The 20,983-nt window shown below is 41.0% G+C and carries 21 protein-coding genes and 1 other RNA gene; 10 read left to right on the forward strand and 12 right to left on the reverse strand.

The window, feature by feature from the left end:
• From POV27_RS10005 to POV27_RS10015, 3 genes are all read right to left on the reverse strand, one after another.
• A complete protein-coding gene (locus POV27_RS10005) occupies window positions 1-591 on the reverse strand; it encodes an OmpW family outer membrane protein (protein WP_272862618.1) in 591 nt (196 codons plus the stop codon).
• Between the two features lie 168 nt (window positions 592-759).
• A complete protein-coding gene (locus tag POV27_RS10010) occupies window positions 760-1,335 on the reverse strand; it encodes a porin family protein (protein WP_272862619.1) in 576 nt (191 codons plus the stop codon).
• Between the two features lie 173 nt (window positions 1,336-1,508).
• Entirely contained in the window at window positions 1,509-2,066 is a 558-nt protein-coding gene (locus POV27_RS10015; protein ID WP_272862620.1) for a porin family protein, read from the reverse strand.
• A gap of 97 nt (window positions 2,067-2,163) precedes the next feature.
• On the opposite strand from POV27_RS10015, the gene xerD reads away from it, so the two are divergent.
• On the forward strand, window positions 2,164-3,063 hold the full coding sequence (gene xerD, locus POV27_RS10020) for a site-specific tyrosine recombinase XerD (RefSeq protein WP_272862621.1): 900 nt from the start codon (window positions 2,164-2,166) through the stop codon (window positions 3,061-3,063).
• Between the two features lie 59 nt (window positions 3,064-3,122).
• Window positions 3,123-4,070, forward strand: a complete 948-nt coding sequence (locus POV27_RS10025) for an aldo/keto reductase (RefSeq protein ID WP_272862622.1) — start codon at window positions 3,123-3,125, stop codon at window positions 4,068-4,070.
• Between the two features lie 474 nt (window positions 4,071-4,544).
• Here POV27_RS10025 and rny read toward each other — a convergent pair whose 3' ends face one another.
• The 4 genes from rny to POV27_RS10045 form a co-directional block, all read right to left on the reverse strand.
• On the reverse strand, window positions 4,545-6,110 hold the full coding sequence (gene rny / locus POV27_RS10030; RefSeq protein WP_272862623.1) for a ribonuclease Y: 1,566 nt from the start codon (window positions 6,108-6,110) through the stop codon (window positions 4,545-4,547).
• Window positions 6,111-6,164: 54 nt separating this feature from the next.
• Window positions 6,165-6,271: non-coding RNA, 6S RNA (gene ssrS, locus POV27_RS10035), on the reverse strand.
• Window positions 6,272-6,324: 53 nt separating this feature from the next.
• Complete coding sequence (locus tag POV27_RS10040) at window positions 6,325-6,615, reverse strand: cell division protein ZapA (RefSeq protein ID WP_272862624.1); 291 nt, start codon at window positions 6,613-6,615, stop codon at window positions 6,325-6,327.
• Window positions 6,616-6,625: 10 nt separating this feature from the next.
• On the reverse strand, window positions 6,626-6,916 hold the full coding sequence (locus POV27_RS10045) for a hypothetical protein (protein ID WP_272862625.1): 291 nt from the start codon (window positions 6,914-6,916) through the stop codon (window positions 6,626-6,628).
• Between the two features lie 144 nt (window positions 6,917-7,060).
• Between POV27_RS10045 and POV27_RS10050 the strand changes: the two genes are divergently transcribed.
• Window positions 7,061-8,749 (forward strand): M23 family metallopeptidase, encoded by a 1,689-nt coding sequence (locus POV27_RS10050; RefSeq protein WP_272862626.1) that lies wholly within the window; start codon window positions 7,061-7,063, stop codon window positions 8,747-8,749.
• Between the two features lie 9 nt (window positions 8,750-8,758).
• Entirely contained in the window at window positions 8,759-11,221 is a 2,463-nt protein-coding gene (locus POV27_RS10055; RefSeq protein ID WP_272862627.1) for a TonB-dependent receptor, read from the forward strand.
• Here POV27_RS10055 and POV27_RS10060 read toward each other — a convergent pair.
• On the reverse strand, window positions 11,218-12,366 hold the full coding sequence (locus tag POV27_RS10060; protein ID WP_272862628.1) for a cysteine desulfurase family protein: 1,149 nt from the start codon (window positions 12,364-12,366) through the stop codon (window positions 11,218-11,220). The genes POV27_RS10055 and POV27_RS10060 overlap by 4 nt on opposite strands.
• A gap of 116 nt (window positions 12,367-12,482) precedes the next feature.
• Between POV27_RS10060 and POV27_RS10065 the strand changes: the two genes are divergently transcribed.
• Complete coding sequence (locus tag POV27_RS10065) at window positions 12,483-13,379, forward strand: hypothetical protein (RefSeq protein ID WP_272862629.1); 897 nt, start codon at window positions 12,483-12,485, stop codon at window positions 13,377-13,379.
• On the opposite strand, the gene POV27_RS10070 is transcribed toward POV27_RS10065, so the two are convergent.
• Window positions 13,376-13,927, reverse strand: coding sequence for a Smr/MutS family protein (locus tag POV27_RS10070; RefSeq protein ID WP_272862630.1), 552 nt, complete (start codon window positions 13,925-13,927; stop codon window positions 13,376-13,378). The genes POV27_RS10065 and POV27_RS10070 overlap by 4 nt on opposite strands.
• A gap of 183 nt (window positions 13,928-14,110) precedes the next feature.
• On the opposite strand from POV27_RS10070, the gene POV27_RS10075 reads away from it, so the two are divergent.
• The 3 genes from POV27_RS10075 to POV27_RS10085 all read left to right on the forward strand — a co-directional run bounded on the left by POV27_RS10075 (window position 14,111) and on the right by POV27_RS10085 (window position 16,861).
• Window positions 14,111-16,162: a T9SS type A sorting domain-containing protein gene (locus tag POV27_RS10075; protein ID WP_272862631.1), complete on the forward strand. Its 2,052-nt coding sequence runs from the start codon at window positions 14,111-14,113 to the stop codon at window positions 16,160-16,162.
• A 20-nt stretch (window positions 16,163-16,182) separates the two neighbouring features.
• Entirely contained in the window at window positions 16,183-16,464 is a 282-nt protein-coding gene (locus POV27_RS10080; protein WP_272862632.1) for a DUF2752 domain-containing protein, read from the forward strand.
• 73 nt (window positions 16,465-16,537) lie between these two features.
• Window positions 16,538-16,861, forward strand: a complete 324-nt coding sequence (locus POV27_RS10085; protein WP_272862633.1) for a CCC motif membrane protein — start codon at window positions 16,538-16,540, stop codon at window positions 16,859-16,861.
• Between the two features lie 65 nt (window positions 16,862-16,926).
• Here POV27_RS10085 and rocD read toward each other — a convergent pair whose 3' ends face one another.
• The 3 genes from rocD to POV27_RS10100 all read right to left on the reverse strand — a co-directional run bounded on the left by rocD (window position 16,927) and on the right by POV27_RS10100 (window position 19,279).
• Window positions 16,927-18,204, reverse strand: a complete 1,278-nt coding sequence (rocD, locus tag POV27_RS10090; protein WP_272862634.1) for an ornithine--oxo-acid transaminase — start codon at window positions 18,202-18,204, stop codon at window positions 16,927-16,929.
• Window positions 18,205-18,342: 138 nt separating this feature from the next.
• Window positions 18,343-18,729: a DUF6768 family protein gene (locus POV27_RS10095; protein WP_272862635.1), complete on the reverse strand. Its 387-nt coding sequence runs from the start codon at window positions 18,727-18,729 to the stop codon at window positions 18,343-18,345.
• Window positions 18,719-19,279 carry an RNA polymerase sigma factor gene (locus tag POV27_RS10100; protein WP_272862636.1) on the reverse strand — a complete coding sequence of 187 codons (561 nt, stop codon included), beginning with the start codon at window positions 19,277-19,279 and terminating at the stop codon, window positions 18,719-18,721. The genes POV27_RS10095 and POV27_RS10100 overlap by 11 nt, the downstream gene beginning before the upstream one ends.
• A 465-nt stretch (window positions 19,280-19,744) precedes the next feature.
• Here POV27_RS10100 and POV27_RS10105 point away from each other — a divergent pair, with 465 nt between their 5' ends.
• Together POV27_RS10105 and POV27_RS10110 are read left to right on the forward strand one after the other, a co-directional pair.
• Window positions 19,745-20,227: a hypothetical protein gene (locus tag POV27_RS10105; RefSeq protein ID WP_272862637.1), complete on the forward strand. Its 483-nt coding sequence runs from the start codon at window positions 19,745-19,747 to the stop codon at window positions 20,225-20,227.
• Window positions 20,228-20,244: 17 nt separating this feature from the next.
• On the forward strand, window positions 20,245-20,898 hold the full coding sequence (locus POV27_RS10110) for a hypothetical protein (protein ID WP_272862638.1): 654 nt from the start codon (window positions 20,245-20,247) through the stop codon (window positions 20,896-20,898).
• Window positions 20,899-20,983: the final 85 nt, after the last annotated feature.

A 20,983-nucleotide genomic window follows, 5' to 3' on the forward strand; every position in this document is an offset into this window, starting at 1 on the left:
CTACTTCAAGAAGATAGAGAAACCAGCTCCAAATGAAATGATGCTCATTTTGTTCTTAAGGTCGCTCTCTTCCTTGTTGGATAGATTAGCATTTACATACTCAACTCCAATGTTTACAGCAGCTGTATCATTCAAGAAAATAGCTACACCACCTTGACCTTTAATAGCCAAACCACTGAACTTGGTTGCATCTTCTTCTCCTCCCATGGACCATAAACCAGCTCCAGCTCCAATGTAAGGACGTGTATTGCTACTTCCGAAGAAATAAGTTCCATTAGGAATTACACCAAAAGAATTGCTCTTTACTTCTTGCTCTCCACCTTCCGTATCGAACTTAGTGTTAGAAGAAGTAAAAGACAGATCCAATCCAACAGCTAGGTTATCGATAACAAAGTAGTTGGCACTTGGAGTGATTGAAAAGGTAGATGTAGTTGTGTCATCTCCTTCGGTACCGTTAAATTCTGGAGTAGTTTTGGTTGAAGAAAAAGAAACACCGGCGTCAGCTCCGAAGAACCAACCTCCCTTTTCTGTCTGTGCTTGTGCAGAAAACGCAAACGCGAAAACTGCAACTAGTAGTAGTAATTTTTTCATAATTGTTTAGTTTGAAGTTTGATTAATTGGGACGAATCTATAAAAATTTTCTTTAACAGTTATACAGGAAAAACCCTATTTTTTTCGATTATGGGTTCTATTTCCCTGTTAATCCCATGGAAAAAGGAGCCTTTAGGCTCCTTTTCAATTCATTCTGGGTATTTTGAATTAATTAAAAAACCATCCCACAGAAAGACTTAGATTAGCATTTTTTCCATCAAAATCGGATACAACATCACTTAAACCGATTACGTAACGGGCTTGGAAGAACAATCCCAAAGCGGGAAGTTTGTACTGTGCGCCAATACCTGCAGCAACATCTACAGACTCAACATCATCGATGTCCTCGGTCTCTCCGTCGGCTTCGGCTTCGCTTGTAATATTAAAACCGAATTGAGGCCCTCCTTGTAGGCTTAAGCCTTCTGCAATGGTAAAATCTGCCAAAACAGGAATGTTGAGGTAATCCAGTTTCCCGGTTACATCTACCCCTTCTTCCTCTGCAGTAAATCCTTGTGCAGAATACACTACTTCAGGTTGAACGGCAAAGAACTCTCCGATCCCGATATTAACAACAGCACCCACATGGAAGCTGGTTCTCCCATCGAAGTTGGCATCGTCGGCGTCGTCTCCATTAATGGAAGCCAAGTTGAGACCTGCCTTTGCCCCAAAGGAAATCTCTTGCGCACTAGCGTTGATGGTGAAAGCGAATACCGCAACCACCAACATGGTGAATAATTTTTTCATAATTGTTTAGTTTGAAGTTTGATTATTAAAACGAAACTAAAGAATATTTTTCTAAACAAAGAATGAGAATAGTCCTATTTCTTTAAAAATAAACCAATTAAAGAACTGATTATCAATAAAAAAGGGGTTGCATCCCGCAACCCCTTTTTGATGAATCTTGACAATTTTCTAACTTATAGGAAAGAGTATCCCAATGAAAGTGTAATAACACTATTCTTACCGCTTTCCACATTCACGGAACTACTTGTGCTTTTAATTACGTCCGAAAGTCCAAAGTTATAACGTCCGTCGATGCGGATTCCCATGGGAAGGTCAATTCCAGCTCCTACAACACCAGAAACATCTGCTGTTTCAGCCTCCGCTACATTCTGGAACACATCCTTAACATTGTCATCCACTACAAAACCAAACTGAGGTCCTCCATGAATATGAAGATTTTCGGTAATAAAATATTTTAGGACAATAGGAATGTTTACGTAGTTAAGATCGATCTTATCCACATCGGCCTCCGCTCCTTGTTGCGAGTACAACAAGTCTCCTTGAATACCGATCTTGTCACCCAATTTTACACCAGCAAAGGCACCGAACACAAACCCTGTACGGTTGTCCAATCCAGAAGCATCTGTAATATTGGCAAAGTTAACACCTGCTTTAATTCCTAAATCCAAGCCTTGAGAAAATGTGACTGTAGACACAAATACCGCGATAACGGTTATTACTATTTTTTTCATAATGGGGGGTAAAGTTTAGTTATTATTGTAAAATTACAACGATTTTTGTTAGGTTGTTATTTCATCCTCACTTTTTTAAAATATCTTTAAATAGCGTATGAAATGGTCACAGGCGCTTACCGATTACAAACATTATCTCCATATTGAAAGGGGATTATCCCAAAATTCAATCACTAATTACGCCTATGACATTCAAAAATTGATGGATTGGTTGGCGACTCATGATATAACAGATTCTCCCCTTACTATTTCAGAGAAAACACTTCAAGAATTCATTTATCAGATAGCAAAGGAAATGAATCCGCGTTCCCAAAGTAGAATCATTTCGGGACTTCGCGGCTTCTTCAATTATCTTATTTTCGAAGAATACCGAAAAACAAATCCTTTAGAACTGATAGAATCCCCCAAACTGGGACGAAAACTACCCGATACTCTTTCCAAGGAAGAAATAGACCAAATCATTGGACAGATCGATCTTTCTAAAGATCAGGGAGAACGAAACAGGGCCATACTGGAAACACTGTACAGCTGCGGATTACGGGTTTCTGAAGCCACCCAATTAAAAATATCCGATCTGCTTTTTGAAGAAGGCTTTATACGGGTTACCGGAAAGGGAAATAAACAACGCTTTGTTCCTATTGCGCCCTCTGCCATTAAATTCATAGAGATTTACCGAAAAGAAGTGCGTTCCCATCAAAATATTCCGGATGAATTTACCGACTTCCTCTTTCTCAATCGAAGAGGGAAGCCATTAACGCGCGCAATGATCTTTACGATCATAAAACAACTGACCGAAAAAGCTGGAATTCGTAAAAAAGTGAGCCCGCACACCTTTAGGCATTCCTTCGCTACGCACTTACTTCAGAATGGAGCTGATTTACGGGCCATTCAACAAATGTTGGGGCATGAAAGCATTACCACTACCGAAGTGTACACCCATGTAGACACTTCTCATTTGGCTTCGGTCATCGAACAATTCCACCCTAGGAATAACTAGCATATTCCCTTTCTATTTGCACTTTTTCTTCGTAATTTCAGTAGCCTAAAAAATAGGAGATGAAAACACTTACATTTAGCAATGGAGATTCCTTCCATGCCATAGGATTGGGTACCTGGAAAGCAACGGGTGACGAATTGAAAAACGCCCTCATAGATGCCATAGAAGCAGGCTACCGGCATATAGACACAGCGGCCGTATACGGAAATGAAGAAGAAATCGGTGAAGTATTGTCCTCCCTATTCGCTGAAGGAAAATTAACGCGCGAGGAACTTTTCATTACCTCGAAACTCTGGAACGACTCCCATCATCCGGAATCTGTGGCCCCTGCCCTTCAAGACTCCTTAAACAAACTGCAATTGGATTATTTGGATCTCTATCTCATCCATTGGCCTGTGGCCTTCAAAAAAGGAGTGGGTTTTCCACAAACACCCGATGAGTATATTCCATTGGAGCAATTGCCTATTGCAGATACCTGGAAATCGATGGAGCAAGCAAAGGCACAAGGATTGACGAGGCATATAGGGGTTTCCAATTTTAGTGTAAAAAAGCTGAGTAATCTGGTCGCAAATTCACAAGAAAAACCCGAGATGAACCAAGTAGAAATGCATCCCCTACTCCAGCAACCGGATTTAGTGGACTACTGTAAAGAACACGGAATTCACCTAACGGCATACTCCCCTTTGGGATCTGGAGATCGCGTAGATGCTATGAAAGCCGACGATGAACCTAATCTATTCGAAATACCGGCACTGAAAAACATTGCCGATAGACATGGAGTTCATCCAGCTAGTGTGCTTATTAATTGGCATTTAACGCGAGACATTGCGGTGATACCCAAGTCTACCACCAAAAAGAACATTGTAAGTAATTATGGGGCCAGCAAATTGCAGTTGGATGCTTCCGATCTGGCGCAGATCAAAGCGCTTGACAGGAATTACCGATTTATAAACGGGAAATTCTTCGAAATGCCAGGAAGTGGTTATTCGAATATCTATGATCAATAGTAGACGAATTACCCATTTCATTGGTTTTTGGGCACTAAGTTTATTCATAAACCTAATTGAAAGCTTCATTCTTTATAGCGGTACTCACTATAAAACCAAGTTCTCAATTTTATATGCTGAATTTCATACATTCATAACCATAGGATGGTTGTGGTTTCTACCCATTTTGTTGCTAATGGTTAACCGTATATATGAAAGAAAGCTCTTAAGGATACTTATTTGCTTTACACCATGGTTATTGTGCGGTGTTTATTATGGTGTGCTCTGGGCTAATCAGACACAAGAAATTGATTTCAGACTATTTGCAGGTTATTTTTATAGATATCCCTATTGTTTTGACATCATCTTATCTATTCTTATTGCATCTATAATAAAGGTCATTCGGATGGAAAGGAAAATAAAAAAAGCTCCTAAGACTACCTCCGTTTCATAAGAGGTCCGCCAAGAAGCTTTTAAATTATTGTTTCGTCTAATCTATTTGGCGATGTTAACCGCACGGGTTTCGCGAATCACGGTAACCTTTACCTGTCCCGGATAAGTCATATCCGTTTGGATTTTCTGTGAAATTTCGAACGAAAGCTGTGCCGCTTTGTCGTCACTTACTTTTTCACTTTCCACGATCACACGTAATTCCCTACCTGCCTGAATGGCGTAGGCTTTGTTTACACCGTTAAATCCAAAGGCAATGTCCTCTAGGTCTTTCAGTCGTTGTATGTAAGAATCCAACACCTGACGTCTCGCTCCTGGACGTGCGCCACTAATGGCGTCGCACACCTGAACAATAGGAGATAACAGGTTATTCATTTCAATCTCGTCGTGGTGCGCTCCAATGGCATTACAAACATCGGCTTTCTCACCGTATTTCTCAGCCCACTGCATTCCAAGGATGGCGTGAGGGGTTTCTGTCTCCGCTTCCGGTACTTTACCAATATCGTGTAGCAATCCCGCTCTTTTGGCAAGCTTCGCATTCAATCCCAATTCAGAAGCCATAACGCCACACAAACGAGCTACCTCTCTGGAGTGATGCAATAGGTTTTGACCGTATGAAGAACGATATCTCATTCTTCCAACGGCTTTAATCAGTTCTGGGTGAAGTCCATGAATTCCCAAATCGATCACGGTGCGCTTTCCTACTTCAATAATCTCTTCTTCGATTTGCTTGCGTGTTTTACGAACCACTTCTTCGATACGGGCCGGGTGGATTCTTCCATCCGTAACCAATTTATGAAGGGACAATCTAGCAATTTCACGTCGTACAGAATCGAAACAGGAAAGAATGATCGCCTCGGGTGTATCGTCTACAATGATCTCTACTCCAGTAGCCGCTTCAATAGCTCTAATGTTACGTCCTTCCCTACCAATGATACGTCCCTTTACGTCATCACTTTCCAGGTTGAAAACAGACACACAGTTTTCGATCGCCTCTTCGGTTCCAATACGTTGAATGGTGTTTACAATCACCTTCTTGGCTTCTTGTTGTGCCGTCATCTTGGCCTCTTCCATAGCGGTTTGCACATAGGCCATGGCATCGGTTTTAGCTTCGCTCTTCAAGCTCTCAAGAAGTTGCGCCTTGGCATCTTCGGCAGAAAGTGAGGAGATAACCTCCAGCTGTTCGATTTGGCTTCGGTGCATCTTCTCTACTTCCGATTTCTTTTTATCAAGCACAGTAAGACGGTTGTCGTACTCTTTTAATTTGTGATCCAACTCGGAGTTGAGCTTTTTGTTTTTGGAAAGTTCGTTGGACACTTGGGACTCCTTATCGCGTGTACGCTTTTCGGCCTCTGCCATCTTCTTGTCACGGTTCAGGATTACTTTTTCGTGTTCGGCCTTGAGTTCGATGAACTTCTCCTTGGCCTGAAGTATTTTATCTTTTTTGAGTGCCTCGGCTTCACTTTTGGCTCCCTTCACAATAGAAGCTGCGTTCTTCTTGGCCGATTTTATCACTTGGGAAGCATTGCTTTTCTCCAGCATCTTCGCTATGATAAAACCAACGGCCAAACCTGCAACGGCGGCTATTGCGATAGTAATTATATTGTCCATATAAGTTTAAGTTAGTGTATAAAAAAAGCCTACACTAATATTGTGTTTTTGAATAAACTCCTTAAAACAAGTTTAGGGCTAACAAGCTGGTCAAGAATCCGCTCAAAGACGGCGCGCTTTTACAACTTCAACTCACCCTTTTTAAAGAATTCGTGTTGAGTTTACCAAAAAATAGTATTAATGTAGGCAGTACCTTTATCTATTTTAAAGAACGTTATGCTAAATGATCTTGCAACAGATGATTTAAAGCCTCGAGCTTTTCTTCTATTTGCTGTTGGTCGTTCATTTTGTCTATTCCCCGTTGTTCTACTTGAGCGGCAAACTGTAGTGCGCACATGGCCAGTACATCCTGTTTATCCCGCACTGCGTAACTTTGCTCAAATCGTTTAATCATCTCCTCTATCTTCTTTGTGGCCTTTCGCAGCCCTTCTTCTTGGGCCGGATCGATGGTTAGTGGATAGACCCTATCCGCAATAGAGAGTTTAATCTTTAACGGGTTTGACATTATTTTTATGTTATTCGGAGAGTTGACTAATACATTGGTCAATTTCCCGAACTAAAGCATTTATTTTGAGTTTCGTATCTCGTTTATGTTGGTCGCTGCCAAGTAATGAATTTGCCAATTTCAACGATCCACACTTTTCTCGCCAGTGAGTCACCTCTTCCTGGGTTTTCTCGTTTAGCTCCTTTAAAACTGTTAACTCGGCTTCTAGTTTTTGGTTTTTATGCTTCAGCTTTTCATATCGATGAAGCAATTTACTAATTCTATTTTCTAGAGAATCAACAATTTCAACAAGGTTGGACATTAACGGTTTTATTCAATACTTATTACACAAAGTTAACATTGTAGCCCCAATATGCCAACAGTTTTTGCCTTTTTTTTGTATTATTGATTAGGTTTGCAATATTTTTTGAATCTCCCCTTTAATTTATAGACAATTAGAATTTTTATGAGATCTTATTTCTTGCTTTTACTCCTTTTTGGGATTCAAATCCATGCACAAAATGTCCCCACCGATTATTTTGACAATCCGCTTGACATTCCCTTGATCCTTTCGGGGAACTTTGGCGAACTACGAAGTAACCATTTTCACAGCGGCCTCGACATTAAAACACAACAACGACGGGGGCTTCCCATTTACGCTCCTGCCGATGGTTATGTGAAGCGAATTAAAGTAGCCCACTACGGATACGGAAAGGCCCTTTACATCACACACCCCAATGGTTACAATACCGTGTATGCGCATTTAGATGCCTATGCGGGCGCCATTCAAGAGTATGTGAAAAAGAAACAGTACGAAAAGGAAGAGTTTCAAATTGAACTATTTCCCGAACCTGAAGTGCTTCCCGTTTCCAAGGGAGATATCATTGGATATACCGGAAACACAGGAAGTAGTGGTGGTCCACACCTGCATTACGAGATTCGTGATGCCTCTTCCCGACCTATGAACCCTATGCTTTTTGGGATCAATATTGCAGACAATAAAGATCCTTTGGTCAATGCTATTATGGTGTATCCTTCCGGTGAAGATGCCCATGTAAATGGTTCACAAAAGCCACAAAAACTGCGCTTAACCAAGCAAAAGGATGGTTCTTATCGAGCTGAGGGTATAGAAGCCTTAGGCACTCTTGGCTTCGGAGTATCCACCAACGACCAGCACGACGGGGCATCCAACAAGAACGGTTCCTATATTATCACTGCTTTCTTCAACGGAGAGGAAACCTATAAGGTACAATTCAACCGTTTTTCCTTTTCCGAAACCCGTTACTTGAATCGCTATATCGACTATGGATACTACAAAAAGAACAAAGTAAGGGTTCAGAAATTATTCCGTGAGCCCAACAATCCACTGAGTGTTATCATCAATGAAGTGGGTAAAGGCTATGTTTCGGTAGAAGATGGCTTCTCTTCTGTATTCCGAATAGAAATACTCGACTTTCAGAAAAACAAAACCGTGGTTACCATTCCGGTCACTGGAAAACAACAAGAGATCACAGATCCATTGGTGATGGATGAGAACTTAGATTTTGTGGTTCACAATCAAGGGAACTCCATTACCAAAGGAAAATTCAGCATTTACATTCCAGCAGAAAGCCTCTACGAGGATACGTATTTGAATATTCAAGCCGACGTAGATACGCTTAAGCTCCATGAAGACGTGGTCCCCTTACACAAAAACATGACGCTTTCCTTCGATGCTTCCAACTACACCAAAGAAGACATGGGGAAATTGTATATAGGAAGATATAACTACAACAAGCCTCCTATATACTATACAACGTATCGCAACGGAAAGAAACTTTCGGCCAAGACCCGAAGGTTTGGCACCTACGTATTGGGTAGAGATACCATTGCCCCTACCATTGAACCTGCCAACTTTCAGGATGAAAAATGGATTAGCAAGAATGAAACGCTCATATTGAAAATTGAAGATGATGCCAGTGGTATCGGCACCTACAGGGCTACAATAAACGGAAAATTCATTCTCACAGAATATGATTACAAAAAAGACGTTTTAGTTTATGATTTCGACGATAATATCATCACCGAAGCCGAAAACAAATTGAAAGTAATTGTCGTGGATAATGTGGGAAATAGTACTACATTTGAAGCAACTTTTTTCAGAAAACAACTATAATATTCGCTTTTGAAAACAAAATATTTACTGCCGCAGCTATTCTTCTTACTATTTATTGGATTTGTTCAAGCACAGACAGCCACTGTGAGAGGGATTATTCTCGACGAAAATAATCAACCGCTAAACGGCGTAAATGTAATTGCAGGCGAAACGGGAACACAAACCGACCTTAACGGTGCGTATGTGTTAGAAATACCTGCAAATCAAAACGTAGTTATCACCTACTCCTATTTAGGACTGAAGGACGCGCAGCTTACCATTTCCTTGGCCGCTAATGAAGATTATGAGTTCAATCCATCTCTACAAGTAGATGTGGAACAGTTTGGTGAAGTCGTCATCGATGCCAAGAAGCGGAAACGGGTTGAAGGTATTACCTCAATTAGTCCGGAAGCCGTTCGGCGTATTCCCGGAGCCAATGCGGGGGTAGAAAATGTACTTACTTCCCTTCCAGGGGTAAGCAATAACAATGAATTGAGTACCCAATATTCGGTGCGTGGAGGTAACTACGACGAAAATTTGGTATATGTAAACGAAATCGAAGTATACCGCCCTTTCCTTATCCGTAGCGGACAACAGGAAGGGCTGAGCTTTGTAAATCCCGACCTAACTTCCAGTGTAGATTTCTCTGCAGGAGGGTTTCAGGCCAAATATGGAGACAAGCTTTCTTCGGTATTGGATATTACCTATCGACAGCCCACAGGGTTCGAGGCTTCGGTAGACGCCAGTCTTTTAGGTGCTAGTGCTTCTCTAGGAGGCAAATCGGCCAACGGACGCCTTACGGGTATCGTTGGACTCCGTTATCGCGATAACAGCTTGTTCGTAGACGCCAAGCAAACGGAAACCAACTTCCGCCCTACTTTCGCAGATGCACAAACGTACTTCACATACAAATTCAGTAATAAATTTGAATTAGGCGTATTGGGTAATATCTCTGTGAACGATTACCAATATGAGCCTTTAACGAGACAAACCAACTTCGGAACCATTACCGACCCTGTGGCCTTATTGGTATTTTATGAAGGCCAAGAAGAAGACCGTTATAATACCTATTTCGGAGCGCTGAAGGGAACTTATGTGCCTTCAGAAAACTATACAGCCAAGTTCATTGGATCTATCTACCAGACCACAGAACAGGAATATTTCGACATTCAAGCCCGCTACTTGTTAGGACAGGTAAATACGAATATTGGTGATGAAGATTTGGGAGAAGTAGAGTTTGCCGAAGGAATTGGAAGTCAATTAACCCATGCCCGTAACGATCTGGATGCACTTATCGTGAATGCACAACACCGTGGGACTCTAAATATTGACGATCACATCATAGAATATGGCGTAAAATACACCCATGAAGATATTAGAGACCGTGTGCAAGAGTTCGAAGTAATCGATTCTGCCGGATTCTCCATTCGACCTCCTGTTCTCGATTTACCGAACAATGAACCTTACGTGCCTTACGATGCACCTATTGTTCCCTTTTCATCGATTCGGGCACAGAACAATGCGAAGATCGACCGTATTTCTGGATTTGCCCAGTGGAGTAAGCTTACCAATATTGGGGAAAGTGAACTTTGGTTAAATGCTGGGGTGCGTTCACAAAACTGGACGGTGAGCGGCGATGGTATCCAAAGTAAGACACAAACGGTAGTAAGCCCAAGAGCCCAAGTAACGTTGAAGCCCAATTGGGACATGGACATGCTCTTCCGTCTTTCTGGGGGACTGTACCACCAACCTCCCTTCTATCGAGAGCTAAGGGATTCTACCGGAACGGTTAGACCTGGAGTAAAAGCCCAGCAATCCATTCATGTGGTATTGGGGAATGATTACAGTTTCGACCTCTGGGGACGTGCATTTACCTTGAACAGCGAGGTATACTATAAGAAATTGACGGATGTGAACCCATATACGATCGAAAACGTCCGGATCCGATACCGAGCCCGAAACAATGCCGAAGCCTATGCCTATGGACTAGATCTACGCCTTGCCGGAGAATTTGTTCCCGGTACTGAGAGCTGGGTGAGTTTTGGGTATTTGAAAACAGAAGAAAACATTGATGATCGGGGCTATATTGCTAGGCCTACAGATCAACGTCTGAAGTTTGGAGTGCTATTTCAGGATTACGTAAAGGTAATTCCTGACTTGAAGGCTTATTTGAACCTTGTATACAATACAGGACTTCCTGGAGGCTCCCCTAGCTATGCAGACCCTTACGATTTCCAAACCCGACTGCGGGACTACAGGCGTGCCGATTTAGGGGTAAACTATGTGCTTATACATGATAAAAAACGCAAGGATAGTGGGCTGTTCAAACCCTTTAAGGAGTTGACTATTGGTGCAGAGATCTTCAATATCTTCGATGTACAAAACTCCATTACCAACACCTTCGTAAGGGACGTATACACCAAAGTACAGTACGCCATCCCTAACTTCTTAACGCCAAGGGTATTTAATGTTCGGGTAACCGCGAAGTTCTAGGAGTTTACGAACTCGCTAAGCACCTCTACAACGTAGTCAATTTCTTCCTTGTTATTGAAACTGGAGAAGGATAAACGAAGGGAAGGTTTTTTTCTGTCCTCTTCAGAAAGAATGGCATTCAATACATGCGATCCTCCTGTACTACCACTTTGACAAGCACTTCCTTGAGAGCAAGCAATTCCTTTTAAATCCATTTGGAATAGTAGCATCATTCCTTTTTCGGGAGTTACTGGCAAGCACACATTTAGCAAGGTATACGTACTTCTTTCGTTATCATCGCAAGAACCGTTAAACGAAACTCCTTCTATTTTCGAGCTAAGTTCAGCCTTGAAGTAGTTTTTCAAATCGGTAATATAGGCTTTTTCTTCCGCTAAGTTTTGATAGGATATTTTCAAGGCTTCGGCCATACCCGCAATAGCGTATACTGCTTCTGTACCGGCTCTTAGGCCTCTTTCCTGTGCGCCACCATAGATCAAAGACTTTAACCCTGTATTCTTGCGTATAAAGGCAAAACCGGCTCCTTTAGGTCCGTGGAACTTGTGAGCAGCAACCGCGGCAAAATCGATCGGGATTTCTTCAAAATCCAACTCAAAATGCCCAACACTCTGTACTGTATCACTATGGAACAGCGCATCGTATTCTTTGCATAGTAACGCGGTACGCTTAATGTCTAAGATATTCCCTACTTCATTGTTCACATGCATTAAACTCACCAAGGTCTTTTTGGAAGTATCTTTCAGTAGATTTTCCAAATCCTCGTAATCCACATGCCCACAATCTTCCAAATTCACGTAAGAAACCTCAATACCATATTTAGCTTCTAACTCTTCGATGGTATGCAATACAGCGTGATGTTCAATTTTACTGGAAATAATGCGCTCTACCCCCAAATCACGTACACAGCTATTTAGGATAAGATTGTCCGCTTCGGTCCCTCCAGAAGTAAAAATAATCTCACCGGCGGCTACATTTAGATGCTTCGCAATGTCTTTTCTGCAATTTTCAAGTAAAGATTTAGCTGACCTTCCGTAAGAATGTGTAGATGAGGGGTTTCCGTATTCAACTTTTAGCGCTTCCGTCATACAGTAAATCACTTCGTTACGAAGCTTGGTTGTAGCGGCGCTGTCGAAATATACTTTTTTCATAAGGGGTTAGAAGCTTGGTTTGTTTTTTGTTGAATTTGGGCAAAAATACATATTAAAATATTTATCCGTTGGTAGTATTAGAAAAGAATGTGTTTCTTTGTGCTATGTCAAACATTTTGGTAAGATTCCGACTACTTTTTTGGGCCTTTATTTTGGGCTTTTTTTCATGGAGTTGTAATGATGGGGATGTCATTGTTACTTCTTTTGATTTTGATGATAGTACTTTGCAGGATTGCGGTGAAGCGGGAGGTTATGTTTTCTTCAAAATCAATTCGGGAAGTACCGAAACTATTTCCTTGCGATTGGGCACCAGCGATCAGTTGTTTTTGGAGTCTGGAACACGGACATTTACCTTAGACGCTTCCACAAACTTTGTGAACTACCGTATTTTCAATAGTACGGTGACCAATACCTATTTCTGTAATGAAGTGCCTCCCTCCGATCCATCCATCTCTATAGAATATTTTGGAAACGCCGGAACGGCCTCTTTGACCACGGTTACGGGGCTCGACGATGATGATTCTATTGTTTTTGTGGCTTCTGAGGATAATATGGAAGAAGGTACTGGCGATTTGGACAACGACGGAATTCCCAATTTTTATGATAACGACGATGATGGTGACAATGTCCCTACCGCTTCCGAAATAGGCGGAGACCCTGATAATCCTAGGGATACCGATGGTGATGGCACACCGGATTATTTGGATATAGACGACGATGGCGATGGGGTACTAACCCGTTACGAAGCCAATGGAACCCTAGATCCTTTGAGCTACAGCACAGACACCTCTGGAGTACCCAATTACCTTAACGACAACATCTCAGACTCGGTTGTTGTTGATCAATTTAGGGAGCATTCCTATAACTTCAACAGCAACATGACATTGCTTATCAATAACCTGATTTTGGTGAATGGTGATGAGCAAATCACCTTCGAAACTTTCGATATGGGCAATATCGATGATATCCTAACGGGAATTATTACGGTAACGCCTGATTTTCCAGAGAATTAAGGCTTTTTGTTCTGATAGACATACACTTCTATCGCCCCTCTTCCATATTTCTGAAAATCCGCGTCATAGTATTTGATGTTATCATATCTATGGAAAAGGTATTCCAATTCAGCTCGGAGCACGCCCTCACCCACTCCATGGATAAATACAACTTTTTGAATGCGCTTTGAAATGGCAAAATCCAACTGCCTTTTGGCCGTGTCCACCTGTAATGAAAGCATATCATAATTGGACATTCCTTTAGAAGACTTCACCAGTTGATGGATATGCAGGTCCACTTCCATAGCAGGAAGGGTTCTTTCCTTGGGTTTTATACGTTTGGTTTTGGAGCGTTTTTGGCCCTCTTTTTCCAAAATAATGACAGAAATTTTGTCAATGTCAATATTTTTGTCAATTGGTGTATTTTTCTGGCTAACAACAAGTTCCGATCTCGAGAAATTCATCTCGAACCCATCTTCGGTAGTTATAGTAACGTCATCTCCTGCTATTTTCGTTACCATCCCAGCAATAGTGTCATCTAAGACAAATACATGATCTCCAATTTTCATAGGTCAAAGGTGCATAAATTGTATGAATATTTAATCGGATAAATATGTTTTTCGTCGAAATTTAAATCCAAAGCAACGGAAATTTCGTACAATATTGTGTAGCCATTTAAAAAAAAAGTCTATTTTTACATCAATATGTTGATAGTTACCCCCATAACTATCTTCCTTTTAAACATAAAAAGTATGAAAAACCTACTACTATCACTAGCTATGCTATGTACAATTGGCGTGGTAAATGCTCAGTTGTACGTTACTCCTAATGCTTCTTCCAGTACAGACTCTTACGTCTTTGTAGATGATCAGATTCTTTATGTAGAAGAAGAAGTGAATTTGGTTCGTAACAATAACGATCCAACGACCGAAGCGAGTATCTACTTGCGTAATGATGCACAACTCATTCAAGGTGAGTCTGGAAGTACTACCAATTTGGGTACGGGATTCCTTTCTGTGTATCAGGACAGCAACAGTGATGCTTATGACTACAACTTCTGGTGCTCCCCCGTAACGCACACAGGAGGGACTGGGAATCAGACTTTTGCACTCAAGCGAATGTACGAAGTGCAAACGCTTACAGAATCAACCCAAGCTGCCACAACACCAGCACACAATGGGTGGTCCAACCCGCTTACGATTTCTACCCGTTGGTACGATTACTGGGATGTGACCAATCAAAGATGGTTGTGGGGTGGAACAGGACACAGAGTTCCTGCTGGTTATGGTTTCACCATGAAAGGAACCAATGAAACCAACTCGGGTGATGGAACTACGGTGTATCAAGATGCCAACAACCAAACATACGATTTTAGAGGACGTCCCAATAATGGAGACATTACCCTCCCAGTTCAGACGAATGACGTAGCTTGGACTGATGGTACTTATTACTATTTTACATTAACGGGAAACCCTTACCCTTCGGCCTTGGATTTAAAAGACGTATTTTACGATCCTGACAATGTTGAGATTTCAGAATTCCGTTACTGGGATGAAGATAGATCCGTTAATTCACATTCCTATTTCCAAAATAAAGGAGGCTATGGGACTTGGGTCCCTGGACCAGAAATGGACGATGCCGACCCCGGAATTTATACAGTACCTACCTTCATGAACTATGATGGTAATGGTGCGCCTATTTCTACAGCTACGGGATATACTCCATTATCTGTAGAAAGAAGGTTTGCTCCTATTGGACAAGGGTTTATGATTGTTGCAGATCCCTTAAATCCGGATGACGGATTCATAACCATAAAGAATAGCCACAGACAATATGTGAAAGAAGGGGCTGCCAATAATTCCGAATGGAGAATTATGGAAGACAATGGAAAAAATGGAGCAGCGGGCTTTGGCCCTATTTTAAATAATGATGATGGTGGAAATGATGATGATGGGAATGATGACCAAGGTAATGGTGATGACTCCTCGTCTGATGATATCCCAACCATAGATTATTCTAACTACACTCCGCAAATGCGTATTCATACGATTTTCGACGATGGAACTCATTTCCGTGATATGGTATTGGCTTTCCATGAATCCGCAACCTATGGTTTCGATAGAGGAATGGATGCTAGACACCCCATGGATGGTGCCGTTGCCGAGGCCTATATGCAAATGCATGTTGGACCTGGAAGCGGAAGCGGGCAAGGTCAAAATCCAGATGCACAAAGAAATTTGGTAATCCAAACCATTCCTTTCCACGATCCAAGAGTTGAAGTACCTATTGTTTTCCAATTACAAGAAGAGATGAGCTTGGAAGTGAAAACTATAGAAGAAATTAATGTGCCTTACTTAACTGCCTATTTGCACGACAAGCAGGCAAACACATACGAGCAAATTTCTGGAGGAGAAATCTCGACAAGAGTTTTAGCCCCTGGTGTATATACAGATCGCTTTTATATTACTTTTAGAGCAGCAGACAATCCTGATCAAGGACCTTATGAAGGAGGCACCATTGACGATTTGATCGCCAAAGAGCAAGATCGCCTAATGGAAAGTGTAAATTTCGTACAGAATAATCCTATTCGCGAATTACAAGTAGACAATCCGGAAGGATATGATGTTAAGGAACTTGCCATTTATGATATGGGAGGTAAGCTGGTGACACTGCAGCGAAACCTAGGAAAACAACGTAGATTAAGCTTCCCAACGGGTAACTTTGCAGACGGTGTATACTTGGTTCGTTTAACCACTGTAGACAACTTAAAAGTAGATTACAAAATCAACGTATTTAATAAATAATATTTATATATTGTTAGGACATGGAAGAACACATGCTACCTTGTCTTAACAAGCAACTTTTCGGAATAGATTGCTTGGGCTGCGGCATACAACGTGCTGCGGTCCTTCTTTTTAGGGGTGAGTTTGTGGCGGCTTTTAAAATGTATCCCGCCATCTATACCCTCTTTATTTTAGCCCTCTTTTTAATACTTAACTTCTTCGTAACGATAAAGCACGCCAGAATTATAAAAATGGTTCTTATCATTGCAAATCTGTTGATTATCGTTATTGGTTATATCGTTAAAATGAGCAACTATGTTTAATTAACATTTACATAAAGAAATTGTCAATTATTTCACTATTTTAGATCATTATTAATAACTAACTGAACAAATTATGGAGAAACAAAAATTACCCAATTCGACCCTCATATTGGTTTTCGGAATCATCTCTATTGTAACCTGTTGTTGCTACGGAGTACTTGGTCTCATCTTTGCGATCATTGCTCTTGTAATGGCTAAGAAGGCAACAGCCCTTTACATGGAGAATCCGGAGCAATACTCTGGGTTCCAAAATGTGAAAACCGGTAAAATACTGGCTTATATAGGTCTAGTACTTAATATTCTTTACCTAGGATATGTAATTTGGTTGTTTGCCACTTTAGGTTCCGAAGGTATCATGAATATGAACCAAGAACTTTTGGAAAAATATGGAATGTAATTAGATTCTAAATCCATAAAAAAAGGCGACCTACAGGTCGCCTTTTTCATTTATTAAAGTTTATTCTATTCGAATTCCTTCAAAGTATTGATAATGATAGATACACAATCCATCAACTCTTCTTCGTTCATTACCAATGGAGGGGCAAATCGAATGATGTTTCCATGTGTAGGCTTTGCCAACAATCCATTGTCTCGTAAACGTAAGCAAATATTCCAAGCAGTATCACTTTCCTCGCTGTCGTTAATTACGATGGCATTAAGAAGTCCTCTTCCGCGAACCAAGGTGCAGATATCGCTATTCTCAATATACTTGTTTAGTTCACTTCGGAACAATTTACCCAAACGATCGGCGTTTTCTGCCAATCCCTCTTCCTTCACAACATCCAATGCAGCCATGGCCACTGCACCCGCAATAGGATTACCACCAAAAGTAGAACCATGAGATCCTGGAGTAATCACATTCATGATAGGGTCGTTGGCCAATACAGCCGATACAGGATACACGCCCCCACTCAAAGCTTTCCCCAAAATAAGGATGTCGGGTTTCACTTCTGGAGTTCCGCTACAATCTTTGTTCTCACAGGTACAATTACCGCATGTAGCCAACAATCTACCCGTACGGGCAATCCCAGTTTGTACTTCATCTGCAATAAAAAGTACATTGTACTGCTCACATAATGCTTTGGCCGCCGTTAGATATCCATCTGAAGGAACATACACACCTGCTTCCCCTTGAATGGGCTCTACCAAGAAACCAGCAATGTTATTGTTACTCTTCAAAGCACTTTCCAATGCTTCCAAGTTATCGTATTCCACCTTTATAAAACCTTGGGTGTAAGGGCCAAAATTCTTACGGGCTACCTGATCGTTGCTAAAGGAAATAATTGTAGTTGTTCTTCCATGAAAATTGTTCTCACAAACAATGATCTGCGCTTCATTTTCTGAAATGCCTTTCTTTTCGTATGCCCAACGTCTACAAATCTTAAGAGCGGTTTCAACGGCCTCTGCACCGGTGTTCATCGGTAAGAGCTTATCGAAATTAAAATACTCCGAAGCGTATTTTTCATACTTCCCGAGCATATCATTATAGAAAGCCCTGGAAGTTAAAGTAAGGGTCTGAGCCTGGTTGGTCATGGCCCCAACAATTTTAGGATGGCAATGTCCCTGATTTACGGCAGAGTATGCCGATAAAAAGTCGTAGTACTTTTTGCCATCAACATCCCAAACATAGACACCTTCTCCTCTACTCAAAACCACAGGTAGTGGATGGTAGTTGTGTGCCCCATACTTGTTCTCTAAATCAATGGCTTGCTGTGAAAGGGTTTTTTCTGCTACTGACATAACGTAAAAATTTAAAAAAGTAAAAATTAAATCAATTCCTACTGTGCCTTTGTTTCCTTGGGGATATCCAAAAATTCAGCGCAGGAGAGAAATCATCCTTGGGCGCAAATTAATAAATATTAATTGCTTCAAAAAAGACTATTGGGACATTTTTCCAGCCAGCGAAGAAACCTGTAATTCCAGTCGTTTTAACTCTCGTAGAATTGCGTTTTTATCCATCTGCAACCACATAAATAACTTGAGCATTCCTGTGATCATGAGGCCTAAAAATCCCCCAGATGTCCACATGATAATATCCTTGGTTGTTTCGGCTTGAAAAAAGCGTACGAGACAAAAAATAAACAGTGCAAAACCGGCAAGGTTCACAATATTAACCAGTACGATAAACCATCGATTTCTAGTTACGAAAAGCCCCCTCATCATTTCGAAAACATTTTGTTCGTCCAGTTGGTCGTAAAATTGGGCTTCCTCTTTGGACAATGTATCTTTTATCAACTCATCTATTTCTTCCATTTTATTTTTCATGATTCTTATTTTTTAAAGTTTTTTTCAATGCTTCCCTAGCCTTAAAAAGTCTAGACTTAACGGTTCCTGGAGGAACTTGTAATATGTCCCCTATTTGTTTGATGCTAAATCCATCCAGATAGAACAGTTGTAATGTAACTTTCTGGTTTTCGGGCAGCTCGGCCATAGCCTTCCGCAACATCTTTATACGGTCGTCATGAACCAAAGAACTACCGCGGTCAGTATTTGAATTAAATGTATCATAATGTAGTTTTAAATGTTCCTTATTCCTCTTTTCCTTTCGGATTCTATCTATAGAAACCCGTGTAACAATACTAAGCCCCCAACTCCCAAAGCTACCGGCATCCCGTAGCTGATTGAGTTTCCGTAAAATGATTTTCCAACTATCCTGGGCTATATCCTTCGCTTCATCCAAGTCCTTTGTATAGCCGTAAGCATGCCTGCAAAATTTTCCATGCCAACGTTTTACCAGCAATGCCATTGCTTTTTGGCTCCCACCTTGGATCTTTAGAACCAGAAGGGCATCGATTATTTTTTTGGATGTACTCATACAGACTACTACCTTCTAGACGAAGAAGTTTGAAAAAGGTTCATTTTTCAACAATAAATTTAAAGCAGAAATATGTTACAGAATTATTTTCAACCGTTGATAAAATAACCTTCAATAGAATTTTACGGCAAAAATGGTTCTGGCTTCCAAGAGTAAATAGAAGGGTGATTTCCATCATATGCGAAAAAATGCATTTTGAGTGTACAAAATGCAACAATTGATGTATAAAATGAAAATTGTTAAAATGGGTTTTTTATAATTTTAGGATAACTAAAAATTACGTTAAACCAGTAAATTATAACAGCATAACCCATAAAATTACAATTAATCTATCGAACTAGTTTGATCTCAAGGATTTATCCTACAAACAAACCTAACAATAAAGCACCCATCCCCACCCTAGTATTCAACCTCACCTAGATTACGTTGATCATAGAGTAGTTCGTCCCAAAATCGTAAATAACCATGAAAAGATGCCCCCGCTGCAATGCGTTGGCCTGTATAGTGCTTTATTGTTCCTTTGTCACTTTTATTCCGTTTAGTGTAGGCCAAAATTCTATAGAGAACTCCTCTGAATATAATGGGTTCTCCCTTCAATACCATAGGGCGGCAGATTTTCATACAAGAAATTCTAAAACTGATTTACCCGATTGGTATACCATAAAAACCCATAATTTTTATAATGGCGATGTGAGGGTGTTCCTATCCCCACTCACCCTTGTGGAGGTAAATAAGGGGCCAACACTACCTTTTACCTCCAGCGCCGCCATTACTACAAAAGAGGGTAAGGGAAGGACCCTTGCTGGAAATTTAATCCATGTTACGAACCTAACGTTAAACACGATTAATACAAGAAGTGCCCAGCGACATAAGGAGACTTCCCTTAGCCATTCTGCATTACACAATTATAAACGCAAAATATATACCCCAGAATATCTTATTAAGTGAACAAAAACAGTACACCAATGAAACTAAATCTACGCCCCTTACTTATTACCCTTCTATTAATAAGTTACCATGCTTTCTCCCAAGTTGGTATTGGTACCACCGATCCACAGGGAATACTAGAAGTGGTAAGCACTACACAAGGAGTGGTGCTACCCAAGGTTGCCCTTACTAACACCACTGTGGCGGCGCCTGTAGTGAACAATTCCCTTTCCGGACCCACTTTGGCGGACGGGACCCTTGTCTACAACACCAATACCGTGAACGATGTGTTTCCTGGTTATTACTATTGGATTACAAGTCGCTGGGTTCGCCTGGATCCCAAAGGGAAACAGTTTATCACTTTAACGTTACCTGCCGAACAAAATCACAATGCCGATTTTCAACTCCTTGGGGTCAATAATTTTATTGATATCTATCGCATTGACCGCGCTATAGCAACAGACGCCTATATTTCTGGAATCGATGGTGGAGCACACGGAAAGTCCATTCAAATATATAATTTGTCGGCCACCCATGAGCTTACATTGTATAGTGAAGGAAACGCCGCTTCGTCCGATCCCGAAAACCGCTTTTTTCTAGACCAAGATGTTATCCTAAAGCCAGGACGTGGTACCATCCTTGTTTACGACGGTGTGGTGCAGCGCTGGATTGTATTCCGTGGGGACAACTAAAAACCTATTTGTCGGGTATGACCCTGTAATTCATACCCCTAACATCCTTTTTTTAAAAAGTCACTTAATCATTGGTGTAAACTAT

The sequence above is a fragment of the Aureisphaera galaxeae genome (assembly GCF_028561275.1).
GTDB lineage: Bacteria > Bacteroidota > Bacteroidia > Flavobacteriales > Flavobacteriaceae > Aureisphaera > Aureisphaera galaxeae.